The 14,901-nt window shown below is 32.6% G+C and carries 13 protein-coding genes; 4 read left to right on the top strand and 9 right to left on the bottom strand.

What is annotated here, in order from left to right:
• The first annotated feature begins 151 nt into the window (after positions 1 to 151).
• From A9G42_RS09055 to A9G42_RS09040, 4 genes are all read left to right on the top strand, one after another.
• On the top strand, positions 152 to 547 hold the full coding sequence (locus A9G42_RS09055; protein WP_065580680.1) for a DUF1161 domain-containing protein: 396 nt from the start codon (positions 152 to 154) through the stop codon (positions 545 to 547).
• Positions 548 to 674: 127 nt separating this feature from the next.
• A complete protein-coding gene (locus A9G42_RS09050) occupies positions 675 to 1,346 on the top strand; it encodes an SMI1/KNR4 family protein (protein WP_065653244.1) in 672 nt (223 codons plus the stop codon).
• A 137-nt stretch (positions 1,347 to 1,483) separates the two neighbouring features.
• Positions 1,484 to 1,837, top strand: a complete 354-nt coding sequence (locus tag A9G42_RS09045; RefSeq protein WP_065653243.1) for a hypothetical protein — start codon at positions 1,484 to 1,486, stop codon at positions 1,835 to 1,837.
• Between the two features lie 712 nt (positions 1,838 to 2,549).
• Positions 2,550 to 2,927 carry a hypothetical protein gene (locus A9G42_RS09040; protein ID WP_065653242.1) on the top strand — a complete coding sequence of 126 codons (378 nt, stop codon included), beginning with the start codon at positions 2,550 to 2,552 and terminating at the stop codon, positions 2,925 to 2,927.
• Between the two features lie 162 nt (positions 2,928 to 3,089).
• Here A9G42_RS09040 and A9G42_RS09035 read toward each other — a convergent pair whose 3' ends face one another.
• The 9 genes from A9G42_RS09035 to htpG form a co-directional block, all read right to left on the bottom strand.
• Entirely contained in the window at positions 3,090 to 3,542 is a 453-nt protein-coding gene (locus A9G42_RS09035) for a hypothetical protein (RefSeq protein ID WP_065653241.1), read from the bottom strand.
• 41 nt (positions 3,543 to 3,583) lie between these two features.
• A complete protein-coding gene (locus tag A9G42_RS09030; protein ID WP_065653240.1) occupies positions 3,584 to 4,705 on the bottom strand; it encodes a hypothetical protein in 1,122 nt (373 codons plus the stop codon).
• Between the two features lie 278 nt (positions 4,706 to 4,983).
• Positions 4,984 to 5,523 (bottom strand): methylated-DNA--[protein]-cysteine S-methyltransferase, encoded by a 540-nt coding sequence (locus A9G42_RS09025; RefSeq protein WP_065653239.1) that lies wholly within the window; start codon positions 5,521 to 5,523, stop codon positions 4,984 to 4,986.
• A gap of 142 nt (positions 5,524 to 5,665) precedes the next feature.
• Positions 5,666 to 6,430: a histidine phosphatase family protein gene (locus A9G42_RS09020; protein WP_065653245.1), complete on the bottom strand. Its 765-nt coding sequence runs from the start codon at positions 6,428 to 6,430 to the stop codon at positions 5,666 to 5,668.
• Positions 6,431 to 6,443: 13 nt separating this feature from the next.
• Positions 6,444 to 7,772, bottom strand: coding sequence for an OprD family outer membrane porin (locus A9G42_RS09015; RefSeq protein ID WP_065653238.1), 1,329 nt, complete (start codon positions 7,770 to 7,772; stop codon positions 6,444 to 6,446).
• A 275-nt stretch (positions 7,773 to 8,047) separates the two neighbouring features.
• Positions 8,048 to 9,442 (bottom strand): glycoside hydrolase family 1 protein, encoded by a 1,395-nt coding sequence (locus A9G42_RS09010; RefSeq protein WP_065653237.1) that lies wholly within the window; start codon positions 9,440 to 9,442, stop codon positions 8,048 to 8,050.
• A 2-nt stretch (positions 9,443 to 9,444) separates the two neighbouring features.
• A complete protein-coding gene (locus A9G42_RS09005; protein WP_065653236.1) occupies positions 9,445 to 11,340 on the bottom strand; it encodes a beta-glucoside-specific PTS transporter subunit IIABC in 1,896 nt (631 codons plus the stop codon).
• Positions 11,341 to 11,522: 182 nt separating this feature from the next.
• A complete protein-coding gene (licT, locus tag A9G42_RS09000; protein WP_065642970.1) occupies positions 11,523 to 12,374 on the bottom strand; it encodes a BglG family transcription antiterminator LicT in 852 nt (283 codons plus the stop codon).
• A 187-nt stretch (positions 12,375 to 12,561) separates the two neighbouring features.
• Complete coding sequence (gene htpG, locus A9G42_RS08995) at positions 12,562 to 14,436, bottom strand: molecular chaperone HtpG (RefSeq protein ID WP_065583387.1); 1,875 nt, start codon at positions 14,434 to 14,436, stop codon at positions 12,562 to 12,564.
• Positions 14,437 to 14,901: the final 465 nt, after the last annotated feature.

The raw sequence follows: 14,901 nt of genomic DNA, 5'->3' as shown, positions 1-14,901 counted from the left end.
TAAGATTAATAAAATATAAGATTTTTTAGATTTATTCTAGTCAACTAGGCTTTTGCTAGAAAATAATTGAATAAAAATATACGGTTTATCTATTTATCTAATAGGTTATAATACCCATACTAATCAAACTACATAGAAAGGAATGAATGGAATGAAAAAAATAATTGGTATATTTTTACTTGGATTGCCCATGTTGTCTTTGGCATCAAATTGTGATGAAGTGAGTGGCAAGATTGCTGAAAAAATTAAAAACAACGGTGTTGATCAGTCTAAATTTCAATTGAAACTCGTGCCAACCGATCAATCGCAACAACAGCATGAAGGAAAACTCGTTGGTTTTTGTGATAATGGACAAAAGAATATCTTTTATGTGCGTTTAGATGGTGTATCAACAAAATCCTCTAAATCTACAAATAAAAAGGTAAATAATAAATCGACAAAAACAAAAGTAAAAGTAACAGACCAAAATGCTGAACTACCTGAGTTAAAAATAGATACGTCAGTACCAAGCCCAAAAACACAAACAATACCTGTCATAGTAAAGTAATAGCAAAATATAATAGTGCAAATTAATTTTAATGTGCACTATTATATTTTATTGGCACAAATCATATTAACACTTTTAACATGTAGGCGTGCCAGTCTTTATATTAAGCAGTATTTCAGGAGTTAGAGTGTTTAAATCAAAATATAGTGTTCCTAAAAATATAGATAAACGCATTTCAGCGTTAAAATTAAAAATATCTTCAAGCAATACTTATATTGATTTTTTGAAAAAATATAATGTTGTTGTTTTTGATAATGAAGCCAATATTGACTACTGTATTGATTGTGAGGGCGAGTCATTGCCCTTAGAGGTCATTTTGGGTTTTTCAAAGGAAGATAGAGAAGATTTATTGGCTACCAACCATGGCTATTTAAATAGGATACCTGAGGATTATTTTGCCGTAGCAACGCTTAATTACGGCGATTTACTTTGCTTAAGCCCAAATGGCGAAGTTTATTATTGGGATCATGAAGTGAATGATCTTTATTTTGATATGTCTGTAAAAGGCGGTTATCTAGAACAAAATACTAATCTGAAGTTTGTTGCAAATTCGTTTGATGCATTTTTATCAATGATTATTAAAAGTGAAGCCGAGGACGATTATGATCCTGATGAAGATGAATATAATAATCCTAACATTCCTTTTCCTGATCAAACATTAGGCTTTTGGTTGGTATATCCTAAAGTTTTTTTGGGTTTACCAAAAAATATGATTGCTATTTATCTTAAAAAACTAGCGCTTTCTGAAAAAGGGCGTGAAGTGCTTGCTAAATTTAAAGAAGAAGGGTTTTTGGGATAATTGTTAAATTTATTAGCTTGATCTTGCCTAAAATGGCGAATTAATCACTTAGAAATAGCACATATCCCTCTTAACAAAGTTAGTTGAGCTTGTGTGTTTTTTTAACATGGCTTTCTAAGATATATGATGAGTAATAAATGAAAAAATCATACTTTGTAACATACGGTAGTGATAACTCTAAAGAAGAAATAAGTGAATTTTTGCATAGTCAATTAGATATAACTTGCTGTGAACATGATAGTTTTTATTTTGGCGTGTACTTTTCTTACTCTGGAACTTATGCGGATAAATTGACTATTAAAGATAATTATATTTCACTATCCAATGAGTGGTTGAATGAAGAATATAAACAGTTCAATACACTGATTGAAGCTTCTTTTATCAATGGAAAAAATGTTGATAAGCTAGATAAATATAACACATTAAAAAAGCAGTTTAATCAATTCAGTGTGTTATCGATTATTAATGATAAATGCATTGAGGAGGATTAATTGCCACTAAATATAGTGAAAATATCAAACCTAAATTAGGTAAATGTTGGGAATTAAGTCTCTATTCAGATAAATATTAATACGCAAGTTTACGTAATGCTTGCCTAAAATGGTACAGCTAAAAGTAGAATATCTTTAATGGTAGAAATAATAGCAATGGTAGAAATAATAGCGGATTTAGTTGTGAAAAAATGACAGAACACCAGATTACATCCATATTAAAAAAAGTCCAAGTAAGGATTTTTTTTAACGCATTGGAAATCTAGATGCTAATTATATAAGGATCATACAAGAGTCATTTTTGATAATTGCCATATTTTGTTGATTTTGTATACCCGATACGTTTACTACCAAGGTTAACAATATCATTTTATCCATTATGTAAATTAGCTATACCTAAATCTTTTTTCCATTTACTCATCAATTTTACGTTAAAGGTTTTATTTATTTCTTTTGGGATTTATATTTTTATAAAAAATATTCAGGATTCTATACCGTTTGAGTGCGAAACTAATTGATTACATCAAATTTGATGTTAATAATCTCAATCAAGCAAGAAGCATAACCGAAGAATGGCGAATCATTTATAATACCTAAATGTCTTATAAGGGCTTAGATAGTATGACATCTTTATCATGAAGAAATATTAATTTATGCAATTTACTAGTGTAATAGATGTTGATAACAGAGAGATTAAAATCGTATTGCCAAAATGAAAATTACTTTAAAAAATAGAATAGACAAGCGTTTAGTTGAGTTCGAATCTGACTTAGGTTATGGCGTTGCTATTTGGGGGGGAAATAAACCATTATTAAACGTGGCTTATCATGTTGAATTAGATATTAACGATTTTTTTCAATGGGGTAGAAATATAACACTTGGCAAAAAACATGAAGCTTACATCAATTTGATTGATAACAACATCGTGTTTAATGCAAAAGTAATATCTTGTGAAGATAAAGGGGTTTTAGTTTTGTCAGTTGCAAATGATATTGTTTTTATAGAAACATCTGACACATGTGAAGTTGGCGCTTATGTCTCATTTTTTACTACGCCTGATGAAGTGATATTACATCCAATAGAACTGTAATATTTAAATAACTATGCCAGTGAGTTTGGCTGATCCATTTTGCTTGCTTCATCTTATTCGTCATTGCGAACTTTGGTCAGCGTAATAACCCAAAGTTTATTAACAGAATTTAAAATCAATAGATTAGATAATATGTTAATGGTTGGTTAACGAATTTTAAATTTAAAAAATATCCACCGTTAACGAGTTTGATATCAATACTGGCGGTAAATTAGCATTTTGATAAATTAGCGTGCTTCCACTGTAGAACAGTATTTCGATTTGTCCTATATCATCTATATGGTTTACTGTATACTTTGGTAATGATTGAATGATATTAGAGGATAACAAATCATTAAAATTGGTTTTCATTATTCCATTTTTATCATCAATAGCTATATCACTCAAGGCTTGTTTATCCTCTGATAAGTTAAGTAGTTCGTAGTTATTATCCCCTTTTTTGGATATGCCTATTTCGATATCAAAAATCCCTATTTTAGCCGTGTATAAAATTGCTGATTTCATTGTTTCTATTTGGCAATGATGAAGCAAAGACTCTCTTTTTAAACAAGGTAAGCTTTTTAAAAAGCCGCCATTATTAATAATATCAATAAGATCAATATGTAATGTTTTCATCTTTATAATATATATCTTACACTAAGTTGTAGCCATTTAAATTAATCATCATCATATACATAGCCATCAATTATTTTACCTTTATACCATACCATATTTTTATAGAGTATATTATCCCCATCAATGTAGTGGGGATTATCAAAATGAATATTATTTCTTTTTAGCAAACAATTATTATATTCATTGTCATTGCATTGTCTGTCTTGGTTGGTATCAATATTTTTTAACTGACACCTGTTTTTCATATGGATATATTGGTGTTTTTTATAATGGTAGATACTTTGTATTGTTGTCAAAATCTTTTGTTGTTTTTCATTATAATCGTAACAATCTTTTTGACCCGTAGCTGTGTTATCTTTTGAGTTAAAATAGATATTACTGCCCCATAAGTTTGTTGCAACAAATTTACCATTAACATTAATATAGTAATCTTCGTTGTCTCCTAATCTAGACTGTGAAGGATATTTTTTAATGGCTAAATCAAGTTGACCATCAAAATTGATATCTTTTAACTCAATACTGTTAAAGTAATTGTAGCTATAATTTAAATTTCTTATTTTTTGTAGTAATTGATGGTTATTTTTGGCATAAATATTAATACCAACCAGTCTAATTTTTTCTTGTTTTTTTTTCGATAATACCGCAGTAAAATAGGCTTTATCAGATGAATCAGATTGTAATAATTCTAAATGATTAAATTCATCCTCTTTTTTATTACTTATTTCAAATTGCTTTTGTAAAGTTACCGTATATTGTTGGTTTTTCTTGCCATCAAACCAATAACCCATCAAATTCTGGTTAAAAATTTTTGGCGCCTTGTTCTGTTCTGCCCATATATGATTAAATTTAAAATAACTGATTGAGTCTTTAAACTTTATTTGGTTAGTATTGTTATCGATATAAATATCGGTATCATCATAAAGCGTTAAATCAGTTTGCTTGCTTACATTATCGCATGAGCTAATAAACTTACAATCAGAGGATAATGGGTGTTGTATTTGTTTATGATCATCTTTATCAACCCAAAAAGCATTGATAAAATTGCTGTCTGAATATAACGTTATTTCTTTATTGGCAATATGGCCTTTGTAAACATAGGTTGAACCTAATACAGGAGAAGAGAGTATTAAAAGTAAAACAAGTGGTATATTTTTAATTTTCATTATTCCCTATCCGTAGGTATTATTTTAAATTTGAGTGGGTTAAATAATTAATTTCTATAGTTGCGATCATTATTTAATCGATTTAATTAGTCATGTTTACGAGTTTGAGTATAAACTAATTAAGCCATTTTTTTAATATCAAATGAACTCAATCTTTTAAAAAGAGTACATCGAAAAATTTATTTCATATCAAGAAACTTCAGGTAGTGTCATATCTCAGTATCAAAATAAGTGTTTTAAAAAAACAATGAATATTAAGTTAGTGCAATTTTTATTCTCTAAATGGCGGTACTTTTAGTTGGAAGATGAAATTGAGAGGTATCTATACCTTCGTATTTAAGTAGGGCTATTTTTTTATCGATCCCGCCTGCATATCCTGTTAAGTTGCCATTTGCACCGATAACTCGATGGCAGGGAATAATGATTGATATGGGGTTATGACCAACAGCCCCACCTACGGCTTGGCTAGACATGCTTGCTTTGTTTGTTTTAAGAGCGATCTGTTTTGCGATATCGCCATAAGTTGTGACCTTGCCATATGGAATTTCACATAAAAATTCCCATACTAGGTGTCGAAAAGGTGTGCCATTTAGTGCAAGTTCGAGTTGAGATAGATCCGGTTTCTTTCCTAAAAAATAATCATCAAGCCATTTTTTGGTTGAGTTAAAAATGGGTAAATTAGGTTTTTCTTCGGTTGGTGTGTTGAGTATATGACCAAAATATTTTTCACCTTCAATCCAAGCCCCAACTAACTTATTTTGTTGACTGGCTAGGGTTATTAGCCCTACTGGAGATGAATAATTGCATAAATAAAACATATAGGCCTTTTAGTAATATTTAATAAATACGATATTAGATTATGCTTGTTTATAGCGATAAATACTACAAATTTATCGATTAATATTATTAGCTAATAGTAAATGTGGAATATGGCTCATTGGTGAGCCATATATTTTGAAGTTATTTTGCTTGATTTTTACCTTTTTCGACGTAGCTCATATCTCCAAGGCTTTCAACAATAAATTTACCATCGTCGGTATAACGAATTTTAGTGACACTGGCGTTGCCTAATCCTGCTGTAATTGGTTTATCTAACCATTCTTCAACCATAGCCATAATTGCCATGCCATGAGAGACCACTAAAACATTACCCCCACCTTGCGCTTTGGCTGATTCAGCAATAGTTTTTAATGATGCTTGCATACGCGTTTTTACTTTATTGTAGTCTTCGGCTTCGCCTGATTTTTCAACTGCAGCAATAGCATTCATCATTTTTTTTAGGGTAACTTTACCTTTTGCCATGTCATCCATTAGATCTTTATCAGATGCATAACCTAAATATTTTGCAGCAGGATTCCACATATTAGGATCAAGATCACCTTCATAATCACCAAAACAGGTTTCACGCAATCCTTCCATTTCATTAATTTGAATTTTGTCACCTTTAGTTTCTAAAACAATGCGGGCAGTTTGTCGTGCTCGACCTAAATCACTAGAATAAGCCGAAATAAATTTAACATCTTTTAAACCGCGTCCTAGTTGTTCGGCCACTTCAACCCCTGGTTTGGTTAGTGGCGTATCAGACCAGCCTTGAGCACGATGTACGTTATTAAACATAGTTTTACCATGGCGAGTGACATAGAGATATACATCATCAGCAAAAGCTTGTGATAAGGTTGTTATTGAAATAATTAATGTGCTAATTAATATAATAAATTTTTTCATTGTTTTGTCCTCTTTATAATAAATTAAATCGGTAATCAATTACCGTTTCCGCCGAAAGTGAAGGTGAACGTTGGTATTTTCCGTGTCTAAGTTTAGGTGTAAGGTCTGAGGCACTGACTGTTTTATAAGACCAACCATATCCGACCTTTGATAAAATAGAAAAATTTTTAAAAGCGCCACTAGTTGGTTTCCATATATCAAAAACGTTAACTTCGCCATTTTTTAATGTATTATGTTTGTAGTTAAATTGGCCATAATTCATATATAAACCTGTACTATTATCTTTAACAAAATCGTAACTCATTACGGTGGTTAGTACGAGCTCTCCGTCTCGCATATAATCTGCGCCTGCAGCCGCAAGACCATTAAAACGCGCCCGCGTATTTTTACCTAAATGTCGATTATAATGGCCTAGAGCATTGTGTTTATTGGCATCGGTATAAGCCAATCCAACTTTGACACTCCAATCTTGCTCTTTCCATTCAACATCAGTTGCATAATGCCAAGCATGATCTTCAAACTCTTTTTTGTTTTGTTTCATAGCATCATAATTATCGAGTGCATAGCTACCATAGAATTGCCCACCTAAAATGAGTTTTTGTATTGGCTTATAGGATAATTCAATTGCATGGCGTCTTAGGTAATCTTTGGCAACGCCATAAGAATAATCTAAAGTGATATTTTTATCTTTGTAAGCAATTTCTGCTGTGGAAATATTATTAATGACTTTTTTACGGTCATTGGTTAAAAAATGTAATTTTTTAGATGATTCTCGTGGTAGGGTGCTATTTATATAAGCTAATGAAAAGTAAATATTATCATATTTAAAAATACCACTATAACCAAGATAACTATTCCGAGTCAGGTGCTGAGTTGAACTAATTACACCTAAATCTTTCAGACTATGCCAACCCGCTTTACCATTGAAATTAATGGCGTCATTGCCCAGTTTAACTTTTGCATAACGTTGGGTAAATTTATTAAAGCCGTGGGCATGGTGTTTGTTATAGCTTTTACCATCATTATACAGTAAATTACGGGTCGCAAAATAATCGCTCGCACCTAACTTAATTATATTGCTATATGTTACATCAAAACCAATTATATCAAGTAAATAGCCTGATTTATAATCAAAAGTAAATGCTTGCCCCCAAGCACTATGAACTTCTTTTGGTTGGGCGGCATTTTCTTTTAAATACTTCCAGTGATTACGAGTTGAAAAACCAAATTTAGAATCTTTAAAAAATGCATTATCTAAGATTGAGTTATTCATGGCTTCATTTGCAAATGTGGAACAACTTGGTATCCCTATTAACATCATTATTAGATATTTTATTTTCATTGTTATTTTCCTAACTTATTTTTATATTTAAAAAAACCTAAATGCTAAATCGGAGAACAATACTCTAATTAATATTTAGGTTTTGCCTGCTAAAAGCAGTAACAATCCAATATGTTAAAATTCAATTTCTTATTGATGTCGTTTTATAGTAATTATGATTAATAATATATTTTTATTTTTCTATTAGGTTAATTGTTTGTCTAGCTACATATTGCGATATTGTTGTTGGGAAAAGTAGGGAATTGATATGGGTAATCCCCCCTCTTCAAATTACCTTATTTTTTTAAATTTTCACCTTTCGATGCAATTACTGATTGATACCAATAGAAGCTTTTCTTTTTATAGCGATTTAGCGTTCCTGAGCCATCTTGGTTTAAATCTACATAGATAAACCCATAACGTTTAGTCACTTCTGCTTTCGATGCGCTGATAAGATCTATTGGTCCCCAACTGGTGTATCCCATCACTTCAACACCATCATTAATGGCTTCTCGAATTTGCACTAAATGATCATTCATATAATTTATTCGATAATCATCATTGATAGTGCCATCAGTTTCTAATTTATCTTTAGCGCCTAAACCGTTTTCGACAATAAATAATGGTTTTTGATAACGTTCATAAAGTAAATTAAGCAAGTAACGAATTCCAACAGGATCGATTTGCCATCCCCATTCTGATTCTTTAAGGTAAGGATTAGGAACCATGTCTAAAATGTTACCTTTAGTTTTTTGTGATTCATCTGAAGTTGCACAGCAACTCATGTAATAGCTAAATGAAACAAAATCGACCGTTTCTTGCAGATCTTCTTTATCTTGTTCGGTAATATCAAGGTGGATGTTGCTTTCTTTAAAAAAGCGATTCATATAAGTTGGATAATGACCACGAACTTGCACATCACCAAAAAATAACCAACCATGATTTTCTTGATGAGTTGCCCACACATCTTCTGGTTTTGGGGTAAGCGGGTAAGCTACTGCGCCTAATAGCATATTGCCAATTTTGGCATCAGAGATCATTTGATGACAAAGTTTAACCGCTCGGCTACTGGCAACTAATTGATGATGAATCGCTTGGTAGATTTGTTGTTTGGTGCTGTTTCTATCCAAGCCAACACCCGTAAACGGTTCATGCAATGACATATTGATTTCATTGAAAGTTAACCAATATTTAACTTTATCTTTATAACGTGCAAAAACGGTTTTAGCATAACGAGTAAAAAATTCGATCACTTTACGATTGCCCCAACCGCCATATTGAGTGACAAGATAATAGGGCATTTCATAATGTGATAAAGTGACTAATGGCGTAATATTGTGCTTTGCCATTTCATCAAATAATTTATCATAAAAGGTTAGCCCAGCTTCATTGGGTTGTTCTTCGTCTCCATTCGGAAATATGCGTGTCCAAGCAATTGATGTGCGTAAACATGTAAATCCCATTTCAGCAAATAGGGCAATATCTTCTGGGTAACGATGATAAAAATCGATAGCGTTGTCTTTTATACTGGAAATCTTGGTTTCATTGCGATTGATAATATCACCAAACAAACCATTGGGTGTGCAATCTGATGTTGATAAGCCTTTACCTTTTTCACGATAAGCGCCTTCAACCTGATTGGCGGCAATGGCACCTCCCCAAAGAAAATTATTAGGAAATTGTGTTGACATTTTTACTCCTTATTTTGGGATAACGCTAATAAAGCCTCTCCACTTTGTATATTTTCTTGTTTAAAAATACGTTGTATATCTTGATAACTATCACTGTTAGTAATAATAATTGGTGTGGTGACTTCGAAACCAGCTTGTTTAATGGCTTCTATATCAAAGCTCACTAATAAATCACCTTTTTTTACTTTACTACCAGCTTCGATGTGTGCTTGGAAATGTTGCCCATCTAATTTTACGGTATCAATACCAATATGGATTAATAGTTCGGCTCCAGAATCTGTTTGAAAACCAATGGCGTGTTTAGTTCTAAAAAGTGAAACGACTTCACCATCGTCAGGCGCTACTGCTTGACCGACTGTTGGAATGATTGCGACACCTTTACCCATTAATTCACTAGCAAAAGTTGGGTCATTTACTTCTTTTAAATCAATTAGTTTTCCTGTCATTGGGCTTGAAATAGCAACGATGGCTTGTTTAACTTCATTAACTTTATTATTTGCTTCATTGCTTTGTGCTGGCTGTGCATCGTCTGCTTTTTTATCTTTTGGAATACCAAATAGATAAGTAACGATTGTGGCAATAACAAATGAGATAATCGAACCAAACAGAACTGCATAAAATTGTGCGCCAATTCCTGTTGGTGGGATTAATTGTAAGAAAGAAAAGATACTAATAAAGCTGAATGAGTAGATAACTGAATGAAAATAACCAACAATACCACCACCGGTCATTGCGGAGACACAGCCGATGATAAATGGGCGTTTTAGTGGTAAGTTAACCCCATAAATTGCTGGCTCTGTTACCCCGAAAATCCCTGATAATACAGAAGAACTAGCTAACGCTCTAACTTGTTGATCTTTACTACGTAACATAACCGCCAATACAGCACCGACTTGGGCAAATACCGCAGGGAATAAAATTGGAACCATAAAATCTTCTTGGTACAGTGAGATATTGTTCATTGCAAATGGTACTAATCCCCAATGGATGCCAAAAACAACCATTACCTGCCAAAGCCCTGCTAAAATCATGGAAGCAATGACGGAGTTAAGTTCATAAACATAGAGGATACCGCTAGCAACAATATTACTCAAAAATGACACCACTGGACCAATGGCGGCAAAAGTTAATGGCACGGTAATTATCAAACCAAATAGTGGTGAAATAAATTTTTTGAACGAGTCATGCATGATCTTGTTAAAGTTACGTTCTAATAATGAATAGAACCACGCCGCTAAGATTACCGGAAAAACCGATGAAGGATAAGGAATTAATTCAATAGGAATACTGAAAAACTCGGTTTTTAATTCAAAAGCATTGCCTAACATACCAACAACACTAGGATGAACTAACGCCCCACCTAATGCCATACCGACATAAGGATTACCGCCAAATTTTTTAACGGCTGAAAAACCAAGAATTATTGGTAAATAATAAAAAGGTGCATCGGCAATTGCATTTAAGAAGTTGTAAGTTGGCGTGTTAGTTGTAACAACTTCCATCATTTGTAACATCGAAATTATTCCTTTGAAAATTCCCCCAGCGACAAGTACCACTAAGGCAGGAATAAAAATGCCTGACACTAAATCAATCAGTTTTGACATTACACCTTTTTTAGTGCCTGCTGGTGTCTCCGTTGTTGGTTTTTCACTAAGGTTTGTTAGTGCCATAATATCACTAAATACATCAGCAACATTATTGCCGATAACAACCTGAAATTGCCCACCACTTTGTACAACAGTAATCACACCAACTTGTTTTTTTATTGCTTCTGCGTCTGCTTTTGATTCATCTTTTAATGCAAATCTAAGCCTAGTTGCACAGTGCACTAGGCTGATAATGTTTTCCTTACCGCCTACAAGTTCAATAATTGACTCGGCAAGTTGTTTATTTTTCATACCTTTTCCTTTTTTATGCAAAAAAAAACCTAAGTCCCTTTTTAAGTTAAGGTACTCAGGTTTTGCTCACATAGCAATTCATTTTATACTATGCAATAACAATCCAAAAATGATTGACTTAAGCTAACATAATTTAGGCAGGATGAACATAGTGATTTGAAATATAATGATTAAAATGTGACTCATGTCACATTATTGTTTTTAAGTTCCATGCGCAATCGTTCAATATGTATGGTTAAATATAAACTTTCATCGTCAGTCAAAGGATGCTGGTATTGTTGTATTAAATGTAAATCGATCTGTTTAGTACAAAGATAGGCTAGCTCATACTTTTGCCGAATTAATTCATACAAGGAGCTATCTTGTTGTGTTTGTTTGCTTTGACTTAAGATACGATGAGCAAAAAATTTTAAATGGGTAACAAAGCGCTGATAGGACAAACAATCTTCATCATATTCAAATTTAAAATGATATTTTACGATATTAAGAATTTCACGCATGATTTTTGTCATGTTAACAATATTGGGCATGGTACCATTTAATTGTGCATTGATGATATGAAAAGTAATAAAGCCCGCTTCGTCTTCGGGTAACTCAATTGATAGCCGCTTTTTTATAACTGATAAGGCATATAAACCAATTTGAAACTCTTTAGGGTAAAATTTTTTGATCTCCCATAAAAAACCGTTGGGTATATTAAATCCTTGTTTATGGCGCTCAATGGCAAAATGGATATGATCTGTTAACGAAATATAAATGCTATCTTGCAATTTGCCATCTATACATTTTTTTGCATGATTAATGATAACTTCAGATGTCGTCAATACTTCAAAAGGGATTTCTGAAAGCAATTCTTTAAATTTTGGCAATATGACTTTATTATCTAGTGAAAACTGCTTTTCTATCTGACTAGGATCGATTAAATCGCCTTCACGCTTTTTAAACCCAATTCCACGCCCAGTGACAATTAATTCACTGCCTTTATCATCAAGTGTAACAATAACATTGTTATTTAATATTTTATAAACTTTCATTAGATATGATCAATTCCTTATGTTGGTTTATTATGAATCGTCATAAAAAAATCGAAAGAAGAAAAACAAAAAAATGTGACAAGAATCATAATATTTATTTAAATATTATGATTCTTGCGAATAAATGCGAATAAAAAAGCCTCGATAGCGCTAACTTATCGAGGTTGATATAGGCAATATTATCTGATTATTGCGCCAATAATTTATTCATGGTTTGAATAAACTTACTTGGATCACTTAACGAACCTTTTTCCGCAAGTAAAGCCTGATCAAGCAATAATTCAACCCAGTCATTAAATGCGCTTTCATCTTGCGTATCGACAATACGTTTAACCAATTTATGATCTGGATTGATTTCAAACGTATATTTGATTTCTGGCGCTTTTTGACCTGCAGCAGCAAACAATTTAGCCATTTGTGTACTCATTTCGTCAGCGGCTGTGGTGACAATTGCAGGTGTATCAGTTAACCGATGAGTTAATTTAACGTCTTTCACCTTATCGCCTAATGTGTTTTTGACTCGTTCAATAAATGGCTCAAGTTCTTTTTCAACTTGTTTTTGCTCTTCTGTATCTTGATCGGCAAGCTTTTCAATAGATTCGTCGGATTTACTGATTGATTGGAATTGTTTACCATCAAATTCCGTTAAATTGCTCATCATCCATTCATCAATGCGATCAGATAATAATAATACTTCAATACCTTTTTTGTGGAATAGCTCAAGATGAGGACTATTTTTTGCCGCACCATAGCTATCAGCGGTAATGTAATAGATCTTCTCTTGACCTTCTTGCATACGGCTAATGTAATCTTCTAGTGACACCGTTTGCACATCGCTATCGGTATGCGTTGAAGCAAAGCGAAGTAATTTAGCGATTGCATCACGGTTTGCAAAGTCTTCACCAGTACCTTCTTTTAATACTAAGCCAAATTCACTCCAAAATTGTTGATATTGTTCTTTGTCGTCTTTAGCCAGTTTTTCAAGCATTTGTAACACACGCTTAGTACATGCATTACGCAAGTTTTGTGTGATTTTGTTATCTTGCAAAATTTCACGCGATACATTTAATGGAAGATCGTTTGAATCAATTAAACCTTTTACAAAGCGTAAATAATTAGGCATAAATTGTTCGGCATCATCCATAATAAATACACGTTGTACGTAAAGCTTTAAGCCGTGTTTATTATCACGATTCCACAAATCCCAAGGCGCTTTCGCAGGAATATAAAGTAAGCTGGTATACTCTTGCTTACCTTCAACGCGATTATGACTCCAGCTTATTGGATCGGCAAAATCATGCGATAAATGTTTATAAAACTCTTTATATTCGTCATCGGTCACCTCAGATTTGCTACGAGTCCAAAGTGCTTGAGCTTTATTGACTTTTTCCCATTTCACTTCTTTGCTTTCTTCGTCAGTGGTTTGCACTTCAACAGGGAGTGAAATGTGATCAGAATATTTGCTAATAATAGAACGCAAACGCCAATCGTCTAAAAACTCTTTTTCGTCTTCTTTTAAGTGTAAAGTGATTTCGGTACCACGAGTTTCTTTATTATCATCAGAGATGGTATATTCACCTTCACCAGCAGATTCCCACATAACCGCTTCGTCAGCTTTGGCTGTGGCTGCGCGCGTTCTCACTGTAACTTTGTCAGCAACAATAAAGGCTGAATAAAATCCAACACCAAATTGACCAATGAGTTGGCTATCTTTTGCTTGATCGCTACCAATTGATTCCAAAAATGCTTTAGTACCTGATTTAGCAATAGTCCCTAAATTTTCAATCACTTCATCGCGGGTCATACCAATGCCATTATCAGCAATGGTTAATGTGCCAGCTTCTTTATTAGTAGAAATGCGCACACCCAGTTCACCATCACCAGCATATAGGTCTGGGTTTTCAAGCGCTTTAAAACGTAATTTATCGGCTGCATCAGATGCGTTTGAAATGAGTTCTCTTAAAAAAATCTCTTTATTTGAATATAAAGAGTGAATCATTAAATGTAGAATTTGTTTAACTTCAGATTGAAATCCACGAGTTTCAGTACCTTGCTTACTCATTGACTAGTTCCTCTATCATATTTAGTCATTTCAATTAATGCTAATGGCGAAAATGAATTTGTTATCAACTAACTTTTTCATTTCGCCAGCTAATTAGCTCATCGCTAGTTAGTATTAATTGAATAAATTAACATAATGGTTTGATTTATTGATGTATTGCTATATGGGAATAAAAAAACAGATTTCAATAGAAAATGTCAAATTTATTCATTAGTTGGTTGTTTTTTGTTAAACAATTTTATTAAAAACATTTTTAATAAAAAGAAAAAAGCCTTGAATATATCAAGGCTTCAGATTGATGACAAACCTCGATATAATTCGGGGTTTATTTTTTTATTTAAACCATAAATAGGATTTTTAATTTGGATTTTATTAAATAAATTAAAAAATAGCCTAAAAAAACGTAACAAAAATAGCTTTATCGCTATTTTCTTGATATTTTGAGCCGTTGCGGCCAATAAACAC

It is taken from the genome of Gilliamella sp. Nev6-6, assembly GCF_001690605.1.
GTDB lineage: Bacteria > Pseudomonadota > Gammaproteobacteria > Enterobacterales > Orbaceae > Gilliamella > Gilliamella apicola_C.
The sequence above is the reverse complement of the archived record's forward strand: the minus strand, read 5'-3'. Positions and strand labels throughout refer to the sequence as shown.

Bases quoted from the DNA above. Each gene is read 5' to 3' on its own strand.
- A9G42_RS09040 (WP_065653242.1), top strand. From the start codon at position 2,550: ATGAAAATTACTTTAAAAAATAGAATAGACAAGCGTTTAGTTGAGTTC.
- A9G42_RS09005 (WP_065653236.1), bottom strand. From the start codon at position 11,340: ATGAAAAATAAACAACTTGCCGAGTCAATTATTGAACTTGTAGGCGGT.
- A9G42_RS09020 (WP_065653245.1), bottom strand. From the start codon at position 6,430: ATGAAAAAATTTATTATATTAATTAGCACATTAATTATTTCAATAACA.
- licT (WP_065642970.1), bottom strand. From the start codon at position 12,374: ATGAAAGTTTATAAAATATTAAATAACAATGTTATTGTTACACTTGAT.
- A9G42_RS09025 (WP_065653239.1), bottom strand. From the start codon at position 5,523: ATGTTTTATTTATGCAATTATTCATCTCCAGTAGGGCTAATAACCCTA.
- A9G42_RS09010 (WP_065653237.1), bottom strand. From the start codon at position 9,442: ATGTCAACACAATTTCCTAATAATTTTCTTTGGGGAGGTGCCATTGCC.
- A9G42_RS09045 (WP_065653243.1), top strand. From the start codon at position 1,484: ATGAAAAAATCATACTTTGTAACATACGGTAGTGATAACTCTAAAGAA.
- A9G42_RS09030 (WP_065653240.1), bottom strand. From the start codon at position 4,705: ATGAAAATTAAAAATATACCACTTGTTTTACTTTTAATACTCTCTTCT.
- htpG (WP_065583387.1), bottom strand. From the start codon at position 14,436: ATGAGTAAGCAAGGTACTGAAACTCGTGGATTTCAATCTGAAGTTAAA.
- A9G42_RS09015 (WP_065653238.1), bottom strand. From the start codon at position 7,772: ATGAAAATAAAATATCTAATAATGATGTTAATAGGGATACCAAGTTGT.
- A9G42_RS09055 (WP_065580680.1), top strand. From the start codon at position 152: ATGAAAAAAATAATTGGTATATTTTTACTTGGATTGCCCATGTTGTCT.
- A9G42_RS09035 (WP_065653241.1), bottom strand. From the start codon at position 3,542: ATGAAAACATTACATATTGATCTTATTGATATTATTAATAATGGCGGC.